Source organism: Clostridiales bacterium (genome assembly GCA_014799665.1).
GTDB lineage: Bacteria > Bacillota > Clostridia > Christensenellales > Pumilibacteraceae > Anaerocaecibacter.
Genome location: JAAVHP010000007.1, coordinates 288479 through 302639, shown reverse-complemented (window position 1 = coordinate 302639; position 14161 = coordinate 288479). Strand labels below are relative to the sequence as shown.

General features: G+C 45.6%; 13 protein-coding genes and 3 tRNA genes. 13 read left to right on the top strand and 3 right to left on the bottom strand.

Annotated elements, in window-relative coordinates; translation table 11 throughout:
• The 4 genes from HDT28_04020 to HDT28_04005 all read left to right on the top strand — a co-directional run.
• On the top strand, nucleotides 1-297 hold a 297-nt coding region (locus HDT28_04020; protein MBD5131743.1), incomplete at its 5' end, for a hypothetical protein.
• On the top strand, nucleotides 294-509 hold the full coding sequence (locus HDT28_04015; GenBank protein MBD5131742.1) for a hypothetical protein: 216 nt from the start codon (nucleotides 294-296) through the stop codon (nucleotides 507-509). The genes HDT28_04020 and HDT28_04015, both read left to right, overlap by 4 nt.
• Nucleotides 510-648: 139 nt before the next feature.
• Nucleotides 649-828 carry a helix-turn-helix domain-containing protein gene (locus HDT28_04010; protein MBD5131741.1) on the top strand — a complete coding sequence of 60 codons (180 nt, stop codon included), beginning with the start codon at nucleotides 649-651 and terminating at the stop codon, nucleotides 826-828.
• Nucleotides 829-831: 3 nt separating this feature from the next.
• Nucleotides 832-2031 (top strand): site-specific integrase, encoded by a 1200-nt coding sequence (locus HDT28_04005; protein MBD5131740.1) that lies wholly within the window; start codon nucleotides 832-834, stop codon nucleotides 2029-2031.
• A gap of 41 nt (nucleotides 2032-2072) precedes the next feature.
• Here HDT28_04005 and HDT28_04000 read toward each other — a convergent pair.
• The 3 genes from HDT28_04000 to HDT28_03990 all read right to left on the bottom strand — a co-directional run bounded on the left by HDT28_04000 (nucleotide 2073) and on the right by HDT28_03990 (nucleotide 2582).
• Nucleotides 2073-2159, bottom strand: a tRNA-Leu gene (locus tag HDT28_04000).
• Between the two features lie 253 nt (nucleotides 2160-2412).
• A tRNA-Cys gene (locus HDT28_03995) sits at nucleotides 2413-2486 on the bottom strand.
• A 20-nt stretch (nucleotides 2487-2506) separates the two neighbouring features.
• Nucleotides 2507-2582, bottom strand: a tRNA-Val gene (locus HDT28_03990).
• 175 nt (nucleotides 2583-2757) lie between these two features.
• Here HDT28_03990 and HDT28_03985 point away from each other — a divergent pair.
• The 9 genes from HDT28_03985 (at nucleotide 2758) to HDT28_03945 (ending at nucleotide 14148) form a co-directional block, all read left to right on the top strand.
• Nucleotides 2758-3510 carry a hypothetical protein gene (locus HDT28_03985; protein ID MBD5131739.1) on the top strand — a complete coding sequence of 251 codons (753 nt, stop codon included), beginning with the start codon at nucleotides 2758-2760 and terminating at the stop codon, nucleotides 3508-3510.
• Nucleotides 3511-3600: 90 nt separating this feature from the next.
• A complete protein-coding gene (locus HDT28_03980; GenBank protein MBD5131738.1) occupies nucleotides 3601-4260 on the top strand; it encodes a hypothetical protein in 660 nt (219 codons plus the stop codon).
• 66 nt (nucleotides 4261-4326) lie between these two features.
• Complete coding sequence (locus HDT28_03975; GenBank protein MBD5131737.1) at nucleotides 4327-4731, top strand: TIGR04086 family membrane protein; 405 nt, start codon at nucleotides 4327-4329, stop codon at nucleotides 4729-4731.
• A 261-nt stretch (nucleotides 4732-4992) separates the two neighbouring features.
• Nucleotides 4993-5169 (top strand): six-cysteine peptide SCIFF, encoded by a 177-nt coding sequence (gene scfA / locus HDT28_03970; protein MBD5131736.1) that lies wholly within the window; start codon nucleotides 4993-4995, stop codon nucleotides 5167-5169.
• Between the two features lie 6 nt (nucleotides 5170-5175).
• On the top strand, nucleotides 5176-6501 hold the full coding sequence (gene scfB / locus HDT28_03965) for a thioether cross-link-forming SCIFF peptide maturase (protein ID MBD5131735.1): 1326 nt from the start codon (nucleotides 5176-5178) through the stop codon (nucleotides 6499-6501).
• A 140-nt stretch (nucleotides 6502-6641) separates the two neighbouring features.
• The gene (secD, locus tag HDT28_03960; GenBank protein MBD5131734.1) at nucleotides 6642-8171 is read left to right on the top strand and encodes a protein translocase subunit SecD; all 1530 of its coding nucleotides are present in this window, start codon (nucleotides 6642-6644) and stop codon (nucleotides 8169-8171) included.
• A complete protein-coding gene (gene secF / locus HDT28_03955; protein ID MBD5131733.1) occupies nucleotides 8171-9535 on the top strand; it encodes a protein translocase subunit SecF in 1365 nt (454 codons plus the stop codon). Before secD ends, secF begins: the two co-directional genes overlap by 1 nt.
• A gap of 78 nt (nucleotides 9536-9613) precedes the next feature.
• A complete protein-coding gene (recJ, locus tag HDT28_03950) occupies nucleotides 9614-11956 on the top strand; it encodes a single-stranded-DNA-specific exonuclease RecJ (GenBank protein MBD5131732.1) in 2343 nt (780 codons plus the stop codon).
• The gene (locus HDT28_03945) at nucleotides 11953-14148 is read left to right on the top strand and encodes a bifunctional (p)ppGpp synthetase/guanosine-3',5'-bis(diphosphate) 3'-pyrophosphohydrolase (protein ID MBD5131731.1); all 2196 of its coding nucleotides are present in this window, start codon (nucleotides 11953-11955) and stop codon (nucleotides 14146-14148) included. The genes recJ and HDT28_03945 overlap by 4 nt, the downstream gene beginning before the upstream one ends.
• Nucleotides 14149-14161: the final 13 nt, after the last annotated feature.

Here is a 14161-nt window from a genome sequence, read left to right as displayed (position 1 = left end):
TACCAAAAGGCAGTAAAGCCCGTACAGCACGTTTATGGAAAGTATGGCACTCTTAAAAAACAGTATCTCGAAGAAATGGGTATAGATTGGACGATTGCCGATTTGCCTACGTATCTTCATGGTGTAGATAATCAAGCGGAAGAGCTGCAAGAAACGATGCGAACAAGGCTTGAACAAGACGAGCGGTATAAGCGCACATGCGATTTTATGGAAGATTATCGCCGTCAGACCGAAGTGAATAGACTTATAGAGGAAGAAATCCTAAACGAAATCGTTTACACGGGAGCGGTAGCATGAAAACACCTAAGTCTATAATAGATAAACGCTACGAAGATAAGCACAAAGATGAGCGTAAAGCTCGTCACATGGTGTGGGGTACAAGTGTGGCCCGCGAGTATGCGGAGGAAATAAACGAGTACCTTCAAAGACACAAGCTGACAAAAGTGGAACTGATTGCCGCAGGGTATCAGGCTCTGCAAAGTCAGTATGGCCCTAATAAAATAGAATAACCAAACACGAAGCGAGGACTATGGCCCTCGCTTTTCATTTATATATATAAGGTATAAGCCGAACAGGAACAGTCGAAAGACGGAGTGAGTTGGTTTTATACCGAATAGCTCCGTTATCAATAAAGGAGCTAAATCAAAAATGGAAAATATAAATCTCAACAACGTACTTACGATTGCTGAGTTGTGTGAGTTGTTGCATATCTCACGTAAGTATGCTTACAAATTCATTCGGGACAATAATATAAAGTTTATGCAAATAGGTAAGAAATTCTATTTATCTCGAAAATCAATAGAAAAATTGTTGTCTATGGAGGACTAAAAAATGATAGCTGGTAGATTGGCAAAGAAGAAGGAATATTTTTACATAGTTTTGAGCTATTCCGATGATGCGGGAAAGCGAAAGGAAAAGTGGATCAAGACGGGATTGAAGATTAGAGGTAATAAAGCAAAAGCCGATGAAATGCTTTTGGAGTATAGGACAAACTTCGATGTCAATACCGGCAAGCTGAAATCCGAGCAAGAAGAACTCAAAAAGAACGAACCGGATCGTTCGGAGATTCTATTCGGAGATTATCTATTAGAGTGGTGTGAAGACATCAAAGGTACAGTTGAACTATCTACCTATGCAGGGTATAGGTTTTGCATAGAGCGAGTGATCGCTCCGTACTTTAACGAACGCAAAATAACGCTTAAAAACTTAAACGCACATATTATTGATGAGTTTTACAGCGAGAAGTTGAAAATAGTGTCCGCTAATACGGTTATACATTATCACGCTAACATTAGAAAGGCGCTACAGGACGCTTACAAGAATGATTTGATCCCTTGTAATTACGCAGATAAAGCTCATCGCCCCAAGAAATCGGATTATATAAGTAACTATTACAATCGTGATGAATTGCTGACCTTATTCCAAGCGGTAAAAGGCAAAAAAATAGAGTTTGCAGTTTTAATGGCGGGGTATTATGGCCTTAGGCGTAGTGAAGTAATCGGACTTAAATGGTCTAATGTGGATTTCAAGTACAAGACTATAACTATTAAACATACAGTAACCACCTGTAGTGTAGATGGAAAATACTTGCAAATAGCCAAAGATAGAGCCAAGACTAAAAAGAGCATCCGCTCGTTACCGCTCATTCCGCCGATATATGATTTTCTTGTTAATATGAAAAAACAAGAAGAGATAAATAAAGAATTCTTTGGCAGCAATTATATAACAGAATACGATGACTATATATATAAGGAAAAGAACGGGGAATTAGTCAAGCCTGATTTTGTTACCACCAACTTCGCATTGCAACTAAGCAAAAATCCTGATTTGCCCAAAATACGCTTTCATGCTTTGCGCCACAGTTGTGCAGCACTTTTAAGACACGAAGGCGTACCAATGGAAGATATACAGAAATGGCTTGGGCATAGTCAAATAACTACTACCGAGAGCATATATGCTCATTTCGATACAGAAAGGCATCTAAACTCGGCTCAAAAAATATTCAATGCTTTTTCGACCGATGATACATGACAAAGAAAAACCCCGCCATACAAGGTGGGGTTTACCGTCTGTGGTACCGCTGACCGGACTTGAACCGGTATGAGATTTCTCTCGACAGATTTTAAGTCTGTTACGTCTGCCTATTCCGTCACAGCGGCATGAAGTATGTAATTTTTGCAAGATGCGAGAATTATGCGAGAAAAATGCGAGAATTCGTACATCTTGTAGTGTTGGGTGATGACCTTCAACCACAATATATGGTAGAAATTGGTCTATATGGGGGTAAAAAGTGGATGTGGTCCACGGGATTTTAAGTCCCTTGCGTCTGCCTATTCCACCACACCGGCAGGTAATGGGGGTATTTATAACTTACGTAAGTAAAAACGCATGGGGTACGATCCATGCGTTTTTTGGAGGCACCACCCGGATTTGAACCGGGGGTTAGGGCTTTGCAGGCCCCTGCCTTACCACTTGGCTATGGTGCCGTACCTTATGTATATGTTAATGGTGGGAACAATAGGACTCGAACCTATGACCCTCTGCTTGTAAGGCAGATGCTCTCCCAGCTGAGCTATGCTCCCATGCCATGCTTATCTATAATATCAAATATTAAATAAAAAATCAACCTTTTTTCGGTAATTTACAAAAAATTTTTTATACTTTTTTGGAAAACGGTTTGTCCGTTTTGGTTTTGCGTGCGTAAAACCTTATTACTATTCATAAAATATTGTTAGCCGCAGTGCTTTGAGGAGTAGTATGTATCAAATAACGGTCAGTGTCAACGATATGAACGCCGATTGGCTGTATTCGGTTGACGAGATTATCGGCAATAAACTGAAAAACTGTATGGCGGTTTCTGCGCTCAGCGTAGTAGGGCGCAGGCTTTACTGTTCGTTCGGATGTGAGAGCGCCGAACGCGCGCAGATGGTCGCAACGATTAAGGAATATATCGTCGAGCTGTTCGGCGTTGCGGGAAAGTTCGAGTTTATAAAACGCAATCTTATGCTCGGGCTGCCCAAACAAAACTATGAGCTTTTGCTGCACACTCTCGTTGCATTTGATAGGGAAAACGAGCATAAACTTTTGAACAAGCTGATTCGCGTTGAGGACGGTATGGCGCTCGACGGGATATTCAATTTCAGGCTCGGCGAGCTTAGAGAACGCTGGATAGAGATATGCAATCTTACCCGAAACAACGGTGCATATCTTTACGACGATGAAACATACAACGAGCTCTTGCGCTTCCTTATAAGCGCCGTTAACCCAAAGATAAACAAGTTGACCGTGTGCGAGAAGAACGGCAAGTACCGTGTTACGGGTTCTCTAAAAAACAGTGTGCTCGATTTCGACGTAGCCGGCAGTGCGGAGCTTATGTATCACTTAATAGATCTCGCGCCGCTCGAACTAGTTATCGACGGGCGAATAACAAACCGCGAGCTGTTCAATCGTTTGGAAGGTATCTTCGACGCAAAAACCCTCGATACAGCCAAAAATAAGACAAAAAAATAACAAAACTAATAAAAATGCAAGCGATATTCGTTTGCTATTTTCTTTTTGGCGTGGTATAATTATTCTAATATCTTATAAGGAGAATAATAAATGGTATCACTTTCGTTACTGGGATTGGACACCTATACAATAGTTTTCGTAGTATTGCTTGTAGTGCTCATTCTCGCTTTGCTTGTAGTGCCCATGTTCACCAACAAAAAACGCGCCAAACAAACCGAGGAATTACACCGCTCGCTTCATCCCGGCGATCGCATTAAAACGGTCGGCGGCATTATCGGCACGATCAAAGAGATCCGTCAGGTTTCGCCCGTAGACAAGGAAATGGTAATCGAAACGGGCGAGGGCGATAACAAGACCACCATGGTCCTCGATATCCAGGCTCTTTATCAAGTGCTTAGCCGTAGCAATACGAGTATTCCCGTGGCGGAAGAAGCTCCCGTCGAGGAAAAAGTCGAAGAAACCGTAGTTGCCAATATTCCCGAAAAGGCGGAAGAAACGCCTGTTGCAACCGAGGAAACGGTTGCCGATGCACCTGTGCCCGCCGCCGAGAACACCGCGACCGAAAGCGTCGAAGAAAAAGTGGAAGAACCCGTGGCCGAACAGGCTGCCGCGGTTGAACCCGCCGAAAAGGTCGAGGAGCAGGCGGACAAACCCGCAGCAAAAAAACCTGCGGCTAAGAAGCCGGTTAACAGCGCCAAATCAACTGGCGGCGCCAAAAAAACTACGGCTGCCAAAACTACCAAGAAATAATAACTTATTTAATACGAATATGTAGACAAACCTCCGCATACTGTTATAGTGTGTGGAGGTTATTTTATGCGTAAAAGGAAAGCGAAGGTTGCTGTCGAACGTGACAGAGGATATGTATTCGAAATTGTAAAGGCAAACGTAATAGCGCTTATCATTGCATTGGTGGCGATACTCATCTCGGCGCTTGCCGTTAAGCTTTTTTCGGCATCGGACAAGGCTATACCGATCATCAACCAAGTAATAAAAAGCGTATCCATATTCATAGGCTGTTTGGTCTCGCTTAAAAAGCCCAAGAACGGCTGGCTTAGAGGTTTTATCTCGGGATTCATTTTCGTATGGCTTTCGTTTGTCGTATTTTCGGCGCTTGACAATAATTTCGAATTCGGACTGTCGCTTTTCAACGACTGCGTGCTCGGCTCGATCTCGGGTATGATAAGCGGCATTATCGCAGTAAACGTAAGAAAACATTAAGCCTAAAAAGCAATTTTGGAAATTAATAAATACTTTTATCGTAAATCAAAGCGTAAGGTTTTCTTACTTGTTTCTTTCCAAAAAGGTATAGATTCTTCGCTAATGCTCAGAATGACAAAAATAGTGGTGCGATAAAACAAACTATGACTATAAAGCGTAAGGTTTTCTTGCCTACTTCTTTCCCAAAAGAAGTAGGTGAAATCACTTGATTTTGTCGAAAAAGTGTTGTATAATCGTATAAAAGAACACGGAGGCAATATCATGGCTCATATCAAAGTTATCAGAAAATCAACGCTTGACAACGGTTGCGACACCGCATGCGGCGAGTGCCAGACCAGCTGCCAATCGGCTTGCAAAACGAGCTGCACCGTAGGTAACCAATCCTGCGAGCGCAAGACGGTAAAGGTCCTTAACGCCAATAAAAACCAAGATAAATAATTAATAATGGTTCATACGTTCGGATTACTCGATCGGCTGTTTGCCCTCGATACCGAGAGCGGATCGTTCTTCGAAATAGATAAAATAGTCAAGGCTTTGCTGGACGGCGACGATACGTCGCCGTTTTCGTCGTGCGAAATAGCCGACGCAAAAGCGGAAATCGAACGACTTAAAGCAGAAGGCGTGTTGTATGCGCCCGAAGTGAAAGCCGAGCTCCCGCAGTTTAGCCCGGTAATAAAGGCTATGTGCCTTAACGTTTCGCACAACTGCAATCTCGCTTGCGAGTATTGTTTTGCGGACGGCGGTACGTACAAAGACGAGCGGCGCAATATGTCGTTCGAAACGGCGAAAGCGGCGATAGATATGCTTGTTGAAATGAGCGGAAGTCGGCGCAACCTCGAAGTCGACTTTTTCGGCGGCGAGCCTATGCTCGATTTCGACGTTGTAAAAAAGACCGTTCTATACGCGCGTTCGATCGAAAAACAGCACGGCAAAAATTTCCGTTTTACCATAACTACTAATGCTTACAAGCTCAGCGACGAGGACATAGACTTTTTCAACGAGCAAATGTATAACGTAGTTATCAGTATCGACGGCAGGCGCGACGTGCATAACCGCGTAAGAAAGACGGTCGGTGGCAAAGACAGCTTTGACGTTATCTTAAAAAACGCTTTACGGTTTAAGGAAAAGCGAAAAGGTCAATATTACGTTCGTGGCACGTTTACCAGATACAATCTCGATTTCTCAAAAGACGTTCTGTTTTTGAACGATCTGGGGTTCGACCAGCTTTCTATCGAGCCCGTCGTGCTTAAAGCGGACAGCCCTATGGCGATACGCAACGAGGATATCCCTGCGGTTCTTGCCGAATACGACAAGCTCGCGCAAGCCTATATCGAGCGCAGAAAGACGGATAAGTGGTTTAACTTCTTTCACTTTATGGTCGATATCGACAACGCCCCGTGCGCAGTCAAGCGTCTCAAAGGCTGCGGCGCGGGCGGAGAGTATGTTGCGGTTGCGCCCGACGGCACGATTTATCCCTGCCATCAATTCGATGGAATAAAGGAAAAGGCGCTCGGCAACGTTTTCGACAAAAAGCTTAACGACGGTATTCGCCAAATGTTTTATGGTTGCTCCGTGCCGACCAAGCCCGAGTGCTCTAAGTGCTGGGCCAAGTATTATTGCTCGGGAGGGTGCATGGCGAACTCGTATAAGTTTAACAACGATATAAATATGCCGTACAAGCCGGCTTGCGAGCTTATGAAAAAGCGCGTAGAGTGCGGGCTTGCGATAAAAGCGATAGAGGAAAGCGAGGGGTGGCCACGTTTAGGCTAAAAGTTTTTCAAAATATTTTATAATAAGCGTTTTATTCAATTGACTTTTTGTCGATATATTTTATATAATAGTTAGGTATCGTATCGTTAAAATGGATTAAAGTATATTCCCACGATAAGAAGATACCGCGGAGAAATTCTATGGACGAAAAAAATTCTTTGGCGGAAACCGAGAATAACGAGGTAGCGATCGAGCGCAAAGATGCGCCTGTGACCGCGCCCGCTCGTAAAGCCGTCAAGAAAAAATCTACAATCACGAAACTCGTGCTTATGGGACTTGCATTGGTCATAGGCATAATTTTTGCGTTTGTGCCCATGCGTTTTGGGTTTACGCTCTACCATCCCTTCTTATCCGCGGAGTCGATAAGCTTGGGCTTGGACCTTCAAGGCGGTGTGTACGCCGTTTATCAGGCGACTAATACCGATACTGGCAACTTCGAAGCCAAGATCGAAGGTACCAGATCGTCGCTCGAACAGCTTTTGGCTGATAAGGGCTATACCGAAGCTACCGTTGTTCGCGAGGGTTCAAACCGTATTCGCGTCGAGGTTCCCGACGTAGACGACCCAAGCAATATACTTTCGATCATAGGCGAGCCCACGACTATTAAGTTCGTTTTGGATAACACGGGCGAAACGGTCATTACGGGCGATCACGTTATAAGTGCGGACGCATATTACGATCAGGAAAACGGCTACGTAGTAAGTCTTGAACTTAACTCCGAAGGCAGAGAACGTTTCGGCAACGCCACGTCGAATAATATCGGCGAAACAATGAGTATTTACGTGGGCGATTCCTCGACGGCGCTTTCTTCGCCCTCGATCAACTCGGCTATAACAAACGGCAGAGCGATCATTACAGGTAACTTCACCGCCGAAAGCGCGCAAGAGCTTGCGGGGCAAATCATGAGCGGTACGTTCGACGTTGCGCTCGAACTTAAAGAAACGCAGACGATTTCTCCCACACTCGGCGAAAACGCCATGAAGTACGGCTTGATCGCCGGTATCGTCGGTTTCGTACTTGTCATAGTATTCCTTTGCGTTATATACAGAATGCTCGGCGTAGCGGCGTCGCTTGCGCTTGTTGCATACCTTGTTATTTATCTGTTCTTCTTGGCGGTATTGCCTTGGGTACAGCTCACGCTTCCCGGTATTGCAGGTATTCTACTCAGTATCGGTATGGCGGTTGACGCGAACGTTATTATATTTGAACGTATTAAAGACGAGTACCGTGGCGGTAAGTCGATCATGGCGGCTTATCATGCGGGCTTTAAGAAAGCGTTGTTCGCAATTCTCGATAGTAACATAACGACAGTTATCGCTTGCGTACTGTTGATGCTTCTCGGCACGGGTTCGGTTTACGGCTTCGCTCTGACCCTTCTCGTCGGCGTATTGATCTCGCTGTTTACCGCGCTCATTATTTCGCGCGCGTTTGTCAAATACTTCATTAATCTTAACTCGTACAACGCTAAGCTTTACAACTTGAAGCGCGGCTCGCAGTTCGAGGGGCTTGAAGCCGACGCGACAGACGCGGCGATCATGGCTGACATGGCGCGCGTCGAAAGCGAGAAGCAAAAAGCCAAAGAGGAGAAAAAGCTGGAGCGCGCTCGCGCCAAAAAGGAAAGACAGAAAGAGCGGGCGGAGCAAAATAACCAAGGAGGTGAGCAGGCATAATGAAAAAGAACCGTATCGATAACCTCCTCGAAAAAGATATTCACCTCGTAGAAAAGCGCAAGATTATTTTCGCCATTCCGCTTGCAATACTCGTTATCGCGGCGATAATGATGATCATATTCAGATTTACGCTTGGCTCGGCGCTTAATCTCGGCACCGACTTTACGGGCGGATATTCGGTAGACGTCAAACTCGGCACCAAGCTCACCGACGATAATTATACGACTTATTACGAGCAAATCGAAAACGTGCTTTCGTCGGTAGTTGCCGACAATGGCAAAACATACAACGTGTCCGTATCGGGCGCAATGCAACGCCAAGGCTCGGGCGACGATAGCTCTATCCACGTTAAATACGCGGCGGTCAAAGGCGTTGACGAAAACGAAATGACGCGTTTCGTCAATCCCGCTATTATATCGGCGCTTGAAAAGAGCGTACTTAACAAAATACCGTCCGTGAATATAGACGGTAGCACGATAACGATTGGTTATGACGAAGTTGTAAACGACGTAGGCGAGGATAGTCCGTTCAAGACCTTACGTGCTTCGTTCATTAAGCTTATACCCGAACTCAATGAAAAGTATGCCGCGGGCTTAGACGTTACCGAGCAATCGATCAGCATTGACGAGCAAAACGGCAAGCAAATCGTAATCAAAAACTCTGGCGCGGTAAAAGACAGTACTGAACTTGTTTCCGCAATAGTGGACGGCATGACGTTGCCCGATATTTTTGCCGGCTCCGTTTCGGGCGGCGATTTAGTAGGCGCAACGGTTTCGACCGAGCTTATATTCAACGCCGTACTCGCTGTGGCGCTTGCACTGATATTCATGCTTTGCTATATCGGTTTGAGATTCCAGTTGTCGAGCGGTCTTGCGTGTATTCTTGCACTGTTCCACGACATTATCGTAATGTTCTCGTTCATGGCGATTTGCCACGTAGAAATAAACAGCACGTTCATTGCGGCGCTTATAACCATTCTCGGTTACTCTATAAACAACTCGATTATTATCTTCGACCGCGTTCGTGAAAATATGCGTTCGATTTACGCCAAGAATATGTCGGCGGAAGCGATCGCAAACAAATCGATACGCGACACGCTTATTCGTTCGATCAATACCACGATCACGACCTTGATAATGATTTTGATGGTTGCGATCATCGGCGTAAGCGATATAAGAATATTCGCGTTCCCGATCATTGTCGGCTTGCTTGCCGGTACCTTCTCGTCGATTTTCATTGCACCGTCGCTGTGGGCGCTTTTCCAACGCGTTGGTAAAAAGAATAATAACGGTAATAATTCGGTTGCGCCCAAAGCCAAAGAAAAGAAACAAAGCGCCGAACACGCTCCCGAAGTTAATGCTTAACAATTAAAAGCCTTCCCAGTGAAGGCTTTTGCCGTTATGTACGTTAGATAGGTAAAAGATAAACGATAGAGAGTTTGTATGAAAATAACCACGCAACAAATTAACAACGCAAAACCTGATAATGACGAGGTTGTGCGCATTAGTGATAAGCTCGGGCTTAATAGAAAGCTTGTGGAGCTGTTAATGTTGCGAGGTTACGAAAACGAGGATGCAATACGGGTTTTTCTTCACCCCGATACAGATAACTTTTATCCGCCGCAATCAATGCTAGGCATGAACGAGTGCTGCGAGCGGCTCGAACAAGCGATAGAAAATAACGAAAAGGTAGTAGTATACGGCGATTACGACGCCGACGGTATTTGCGCGTCGTCTATTTTGTCGTTATATCTTGCCGAACGCGGCGTACAGGTCTATACGCATATTCCCGACAGGATAGGCGAGGGCTACGGACTTAACGTAGACAGCATAGAGCGAATCATAGAAAACGTAATGCCCGATCTTATTCTTACTTGCGATTGCGGCATTTCAGCTGTCGAGGAAGTGGAGCTTGCAAAAGAGCTCGGCGTAGATATAGTAGTTACCGATCATCACGAGGTGGGAGAGGTTCGTCCCGACTGCGTAATAGTAAATCCTCATCAGTCAGACTGCAAATATCCGTTCAAGGATCTGTGCGGCGCGGGCGTTGCTCTGAAAATTGTTCAGGCTCTCGGTGGACTTGAAGCTGCGAGCGCGTTTTTCGATCTCGCGGCAATAGCTACGGTCGCCGATTTGGTAAGCTTAACGGACGAAAACCGATTGATCGTTCAGCTTGGGCTTATGAAAATGTCGGACAGCAAAAATTTGGGCGTTGCTGCACTCGTCAACTCATTAAATCTCAAAACTGTCACTTCATCCGATATAGCTTTTCGCATTGCGCCGCGCATAAATGCGGCGGGTCGCATGGGTAGCGCATACCGAGCGTTTGAGCTGTTTACTTCCGACGAACCATCTGTTGTTGCGGACAGACTCAATCAAATAATTTCGGCTAATAACGACAGAAAAACGCTGTGCGACGATTTGTATACGCAAGCAATCGAAATGCTCAAAACCGAAAACCTTGTCGACAACAGGGCCATAATCATTACGAGCGACAAGTGGGAAAAGGGTATTACCGGCATACTTGCGGCGCGTCTTGTTGGTGATTTCAAACGCCCCGTGTTTATTCTCGTTAAGAACAATGACGAGTACAAAGGCACGTGCCGCAGTATAGAAGGTATTAATATTTACGAACTATTAAGCAAGCAAGCCGACATTTTAAAAGAATTCGGCGGGCACAATCAAGCGGCGGGCTTTACCATCTTGCCGCAGTATATAAATGAGTTCAAAAAACGCATATACTCGTCTTTACAGAACGTAGATATAGAAACGTTTATACCTTTACTTAAATACGATATGGAGCTCACCGAAAGCGACGTTACGCAAGAGTTCGCGACGGCGCTTGAACTTTTGGAGCCGACGGGGAACAACGGTAATCCCAAGCCTTTGTTTATGACAAAAACCTCGTCGCTTACGGCAATGCCGCTCAAAAACAACATTAACCATACGATTTTGAAAACGTCGGGCGGATTACAGTTCTTTGCATACAATTCTTACAAACTTAACACTTATTATAACGGCGCAACAGAGCGCGAGCTTATTTATGAGCTTACGCCCAACGATTATTCTCCGCGGCTGTATTTGCGCGGCTGTGCGCTCGAAAAGCTTTCTGTAAATGATACACTTGCTAAGGCGGGATATTTGCGTATGCTTAATTACCCGACGGCAACCGAAGTAAAATACACAGAGTACACCGACGACGAGCTCAACGAACTTATCGATAACAAGTTCGGTATACTTATTATTGCGGGAAGCAAGGCGGCATACGAGCGTTGCGCCGCGCTCGATAACGCAAATATCGTAATGCACGAAATACTGTCCGAAACAGCGGTAAACGTATATACGCGGCTTATCGTGGCTCCCGAGCTTGGCAAAACCTTTATGCTCGAAAATTACCGTAAAGTTATTTTCCTCGACTATCCGCCGAATTATAACGTGATAGGGTTTATAAACAGACGCAGTCCGGCTACCGTTTACATACCCAAAACGGATAACCGCAGCGCACTGTTTAATTCGGTCAAGTCGGATAGGAAGGTCTTCGGTGAGTATTTTAACGCAATAAAGGGACACGCCAATATAAAAGCGCCAAACATTTACGCTTATTTTAAGACCCTGCACTCGCGCATAAATACGCTTGAGCTCCCGCAGTTTATTGCGTGTTTGTCTGTTTTTACTCAGCTTAAACTTATATCGTTCAAGCCTGACGTAGGCATGGCGATAGGCAATGCGAGCACTTCGCTTGAAAATTCGGAAATATACCGCACGATCGAGGCGTGGCAATTATGAGCGAAATCGAGCGAAATCATGCCGAAGCGGCAAAAATAGTCGAACGCGAAGGTCAGCATTTGCGGTCGCGTTATGTGCTTATGTACAGCGACAAACAGGTGGAAATGCTCGACTCTGCGCTTAGGTACGCAGTAAGTAAGCATGACGGGCAATTCCGTATTTCGGGCGAGCCATATATAACGCACCCGATTGCGGTTGCAAATCTTTTGCTCGATATAGGTTTGGACAGCGCTACGATTGCAGCGGCGCTCCTTCATGACTGCATAGAGGACACTTCGGCAACAGACGAGGAAATTACCGCGCTGTTCGGTTCAGAAGTTTGTATGCTCGTTACGGCTGTTACCAAGCTCGAAAAAATGGTGTTCAAGTCCAAAGAGGAAGAGCAAGCGGAAAACTTCCGCAGAATGTTCTTCGCTATGGCAAAGGATATTAGAGTAATACTCGTTAAGCTCGCCGACAGACTTCACAATATGCGCACGATCGGCGCGCTTAAACCCGAACGCCAAATCGCCATGGCGACTGAAACGCTCGATATTTATGCGCCGCTCGCATCGCGGCTCGGTCTTTCGTTCTATAAATGCGAGCTGGACGATCTGTGCTTAAAGACTCTTCATCCCGAAGCCTACACTAAGCTCGTTAACGAAGTATCGCTGAAACGCGCGGAGCGCCAAGACCTTGTAAATCATATATGCGAAACGCTAAGGAAAACTCTCAAAGACCTTAATATAAACGGGCAAGTGAGCGGCAGACCCAAGCATTTTTACAGCATTTACAAAAAAATGGTGCAGCAAAACAAGACGTTCGAGCAGATCTACGATCTTACCGCAGTGCGCGTTATCGTGGACAGCGTTCGCGATTGTTACGAGGTGCTCGGCGTTATCCACACCATGTGGAAGCCTATTCCTGGACGGTTTAAGGACTATATCGCCGTACCTAAGCCCAATAATTATCAGTCGTTGCATACTACGGTCATGACAAATTACGGGGCGCCGTTCGAGATACAAATACGCACGTTTGAGATGCACAAGATTGCCGAATACGGTATCGCGGCGCACTGGAAGTATAAAGAGAACCGCATGGTCGACAGCGATCTCGACGAGAAGCTCGAATGGCTGCGCGGCGTCATGGAAACCGAAAAAGAACAGTCCGCCGATCCCGAGGAGTTCTATGATTCGTTCAAGCTCGATTTGTACAGTGGTCAGGTTTTCGTGTTCACGCCGCGCGGCGACGTTTTGTCGTTGCCGGAAGGTGCGACTCCTATCGACTTTGCGTACACCGTTCATTCGGAGGTCGGTAACAAGTGCGTAGGCGCAAAGGTCAATAATAAGATCGTTCCGCTTGAAACCAAGCTTCAAACGGGCGATTACGTAGATATTATCACATCGCAAAATTCCAAAGGACCGAGCCGCGATTGGCTTAGATTTGTAAAGACTTCGACGGCTAAGAGCAAGATCCGATCTTTCTTTAAGCACGCGATGAAGGAAGAAAACATTAAGCACGGCAAGGAGCTTTTGGAAAAAGAAGCGAAAAACCGCGGCTATGCGCTTAACGACTTGTTAAATCCCAAGTGGCTCGAAGTAATTATGCTTCGTTACTCGTTCTCGTCGATCAACGATATGTACGCTTCGGTCGGCTACGGCGCGTATACGCCCAACCAGATACTTCTTAAACTGATCGATTTTTACCGTCGCGAGCATCCCGCGGAGCCCAACCAATTCGTGAGTCAGGCTTCTACCAAGAATAGCGACGGACGGGGTATAATAGTCGACGGGCATACCGACATGCTAGTACGCATAGCAAAATGCTGTTCGCCTGTGCCTGGTGATAACATTATAGGCTATATTTCGTGCGGGCGTGGCGTAACTATCCACCGCAGCAATTGTCCCAATATAAAGAATGCCGAAAGTTTCAGACTTATAGAAGCACATTGGAACGGTAAGCAGTCCGCTCCGTTTAGCGTTTCGCTCACCGTGGAGTGTAAAAATTCCGGCGGTGTGCTTGCGCGCATTACCAAGCTTATATCCGATATGAAAATATCAATTGAGAGCTTGTCGGCACGCCCGATCGATAAAACGGAACGTGGCGTTATATCGCTAAATGTTCGCGTATCTTCGCCTGAACAGCTCGAACTTGTTATTAATAAAATTCAGTCAGTTCGCAATGTTGATAAAGTTTATCGCAAAATGAATTAAGGTTCAAACCGAT

Coding starts and splice junctions, on each gene's coding strand:
- HDT28_04010 (MBD5131741.1), top strand. CDS start 649: ATGGAAAATATAAATCTCAACAACGTACTTACGATTGCTGAGTTGTGT.
- scfA (MBD5131736.1), top strand. CDS start 4,993: ATGGCTCATATCAAAGTTATCAGAAAATCAACGCTTGACAACGGTTGC.
- secF (MBD5131733.1), top strand. CDS start 8,171: ATGAAAAAGAACCGTATCGATAACCTCCTCGAAAAAGATATTCACCTC.
- HDT28_03985 (MBD5131739.1), top strand. CDS start 2,758: ATGTATCAAATAACGGTCAGTGTCAACGATATGAACGCCGATTGGCTG.
- HDT28_03975 (MBD5131737.1), top strand. CDS start 4,327: ATGCGTAAAAGGAAAGCGAAGGTTGCTGTCGAACGTGACAGAGGATAT.
- scfB (MBD5131735.1), top strand. CDS start 5,176: ATGGTTCATACGTTCGGATTACTCGATCGGCTGTTTGCCCTCGATACC.
- HDT28_03945 (MBD5131731.1), top strand. CDS start 11,953: ATGAGCGAAATCGAGCGAAATCATGCCGAAGCGGCAAAAATAGTCGAA.
- HDT28_04005 (MBD5131740.1), top strand. CDS start 832: ATGATAGCTGGTAGATTGGCAAAGAAGAAGGAATATTTTTACATAGTT.
- secD (MBD5131734.1), top strand. CDS start 6,642: ATGGACGAAAAAAATTCTTTGGCGGAAACCGAGAATAACGAGGTAGCG.
- HDT28_04015 (MBD5131742.1), top strand. CDS start 294: ATGAAAACACCTAAGTCTATAATAGATAAACGCTACGAAGATAAGCAC.
- recJ (MBD5131732.1), top strand. CDS start 9,614: ATGAAAATAACCACGCAACAAATTAACAACGCAAAACCTGATAATGAC.
- HDT28_03980 (MBD5131738.1), top strand. CDS start 3,601: ATGGTATCACTTTCGTTACTGGGATTGGACACCTATACAATAGTTTTC.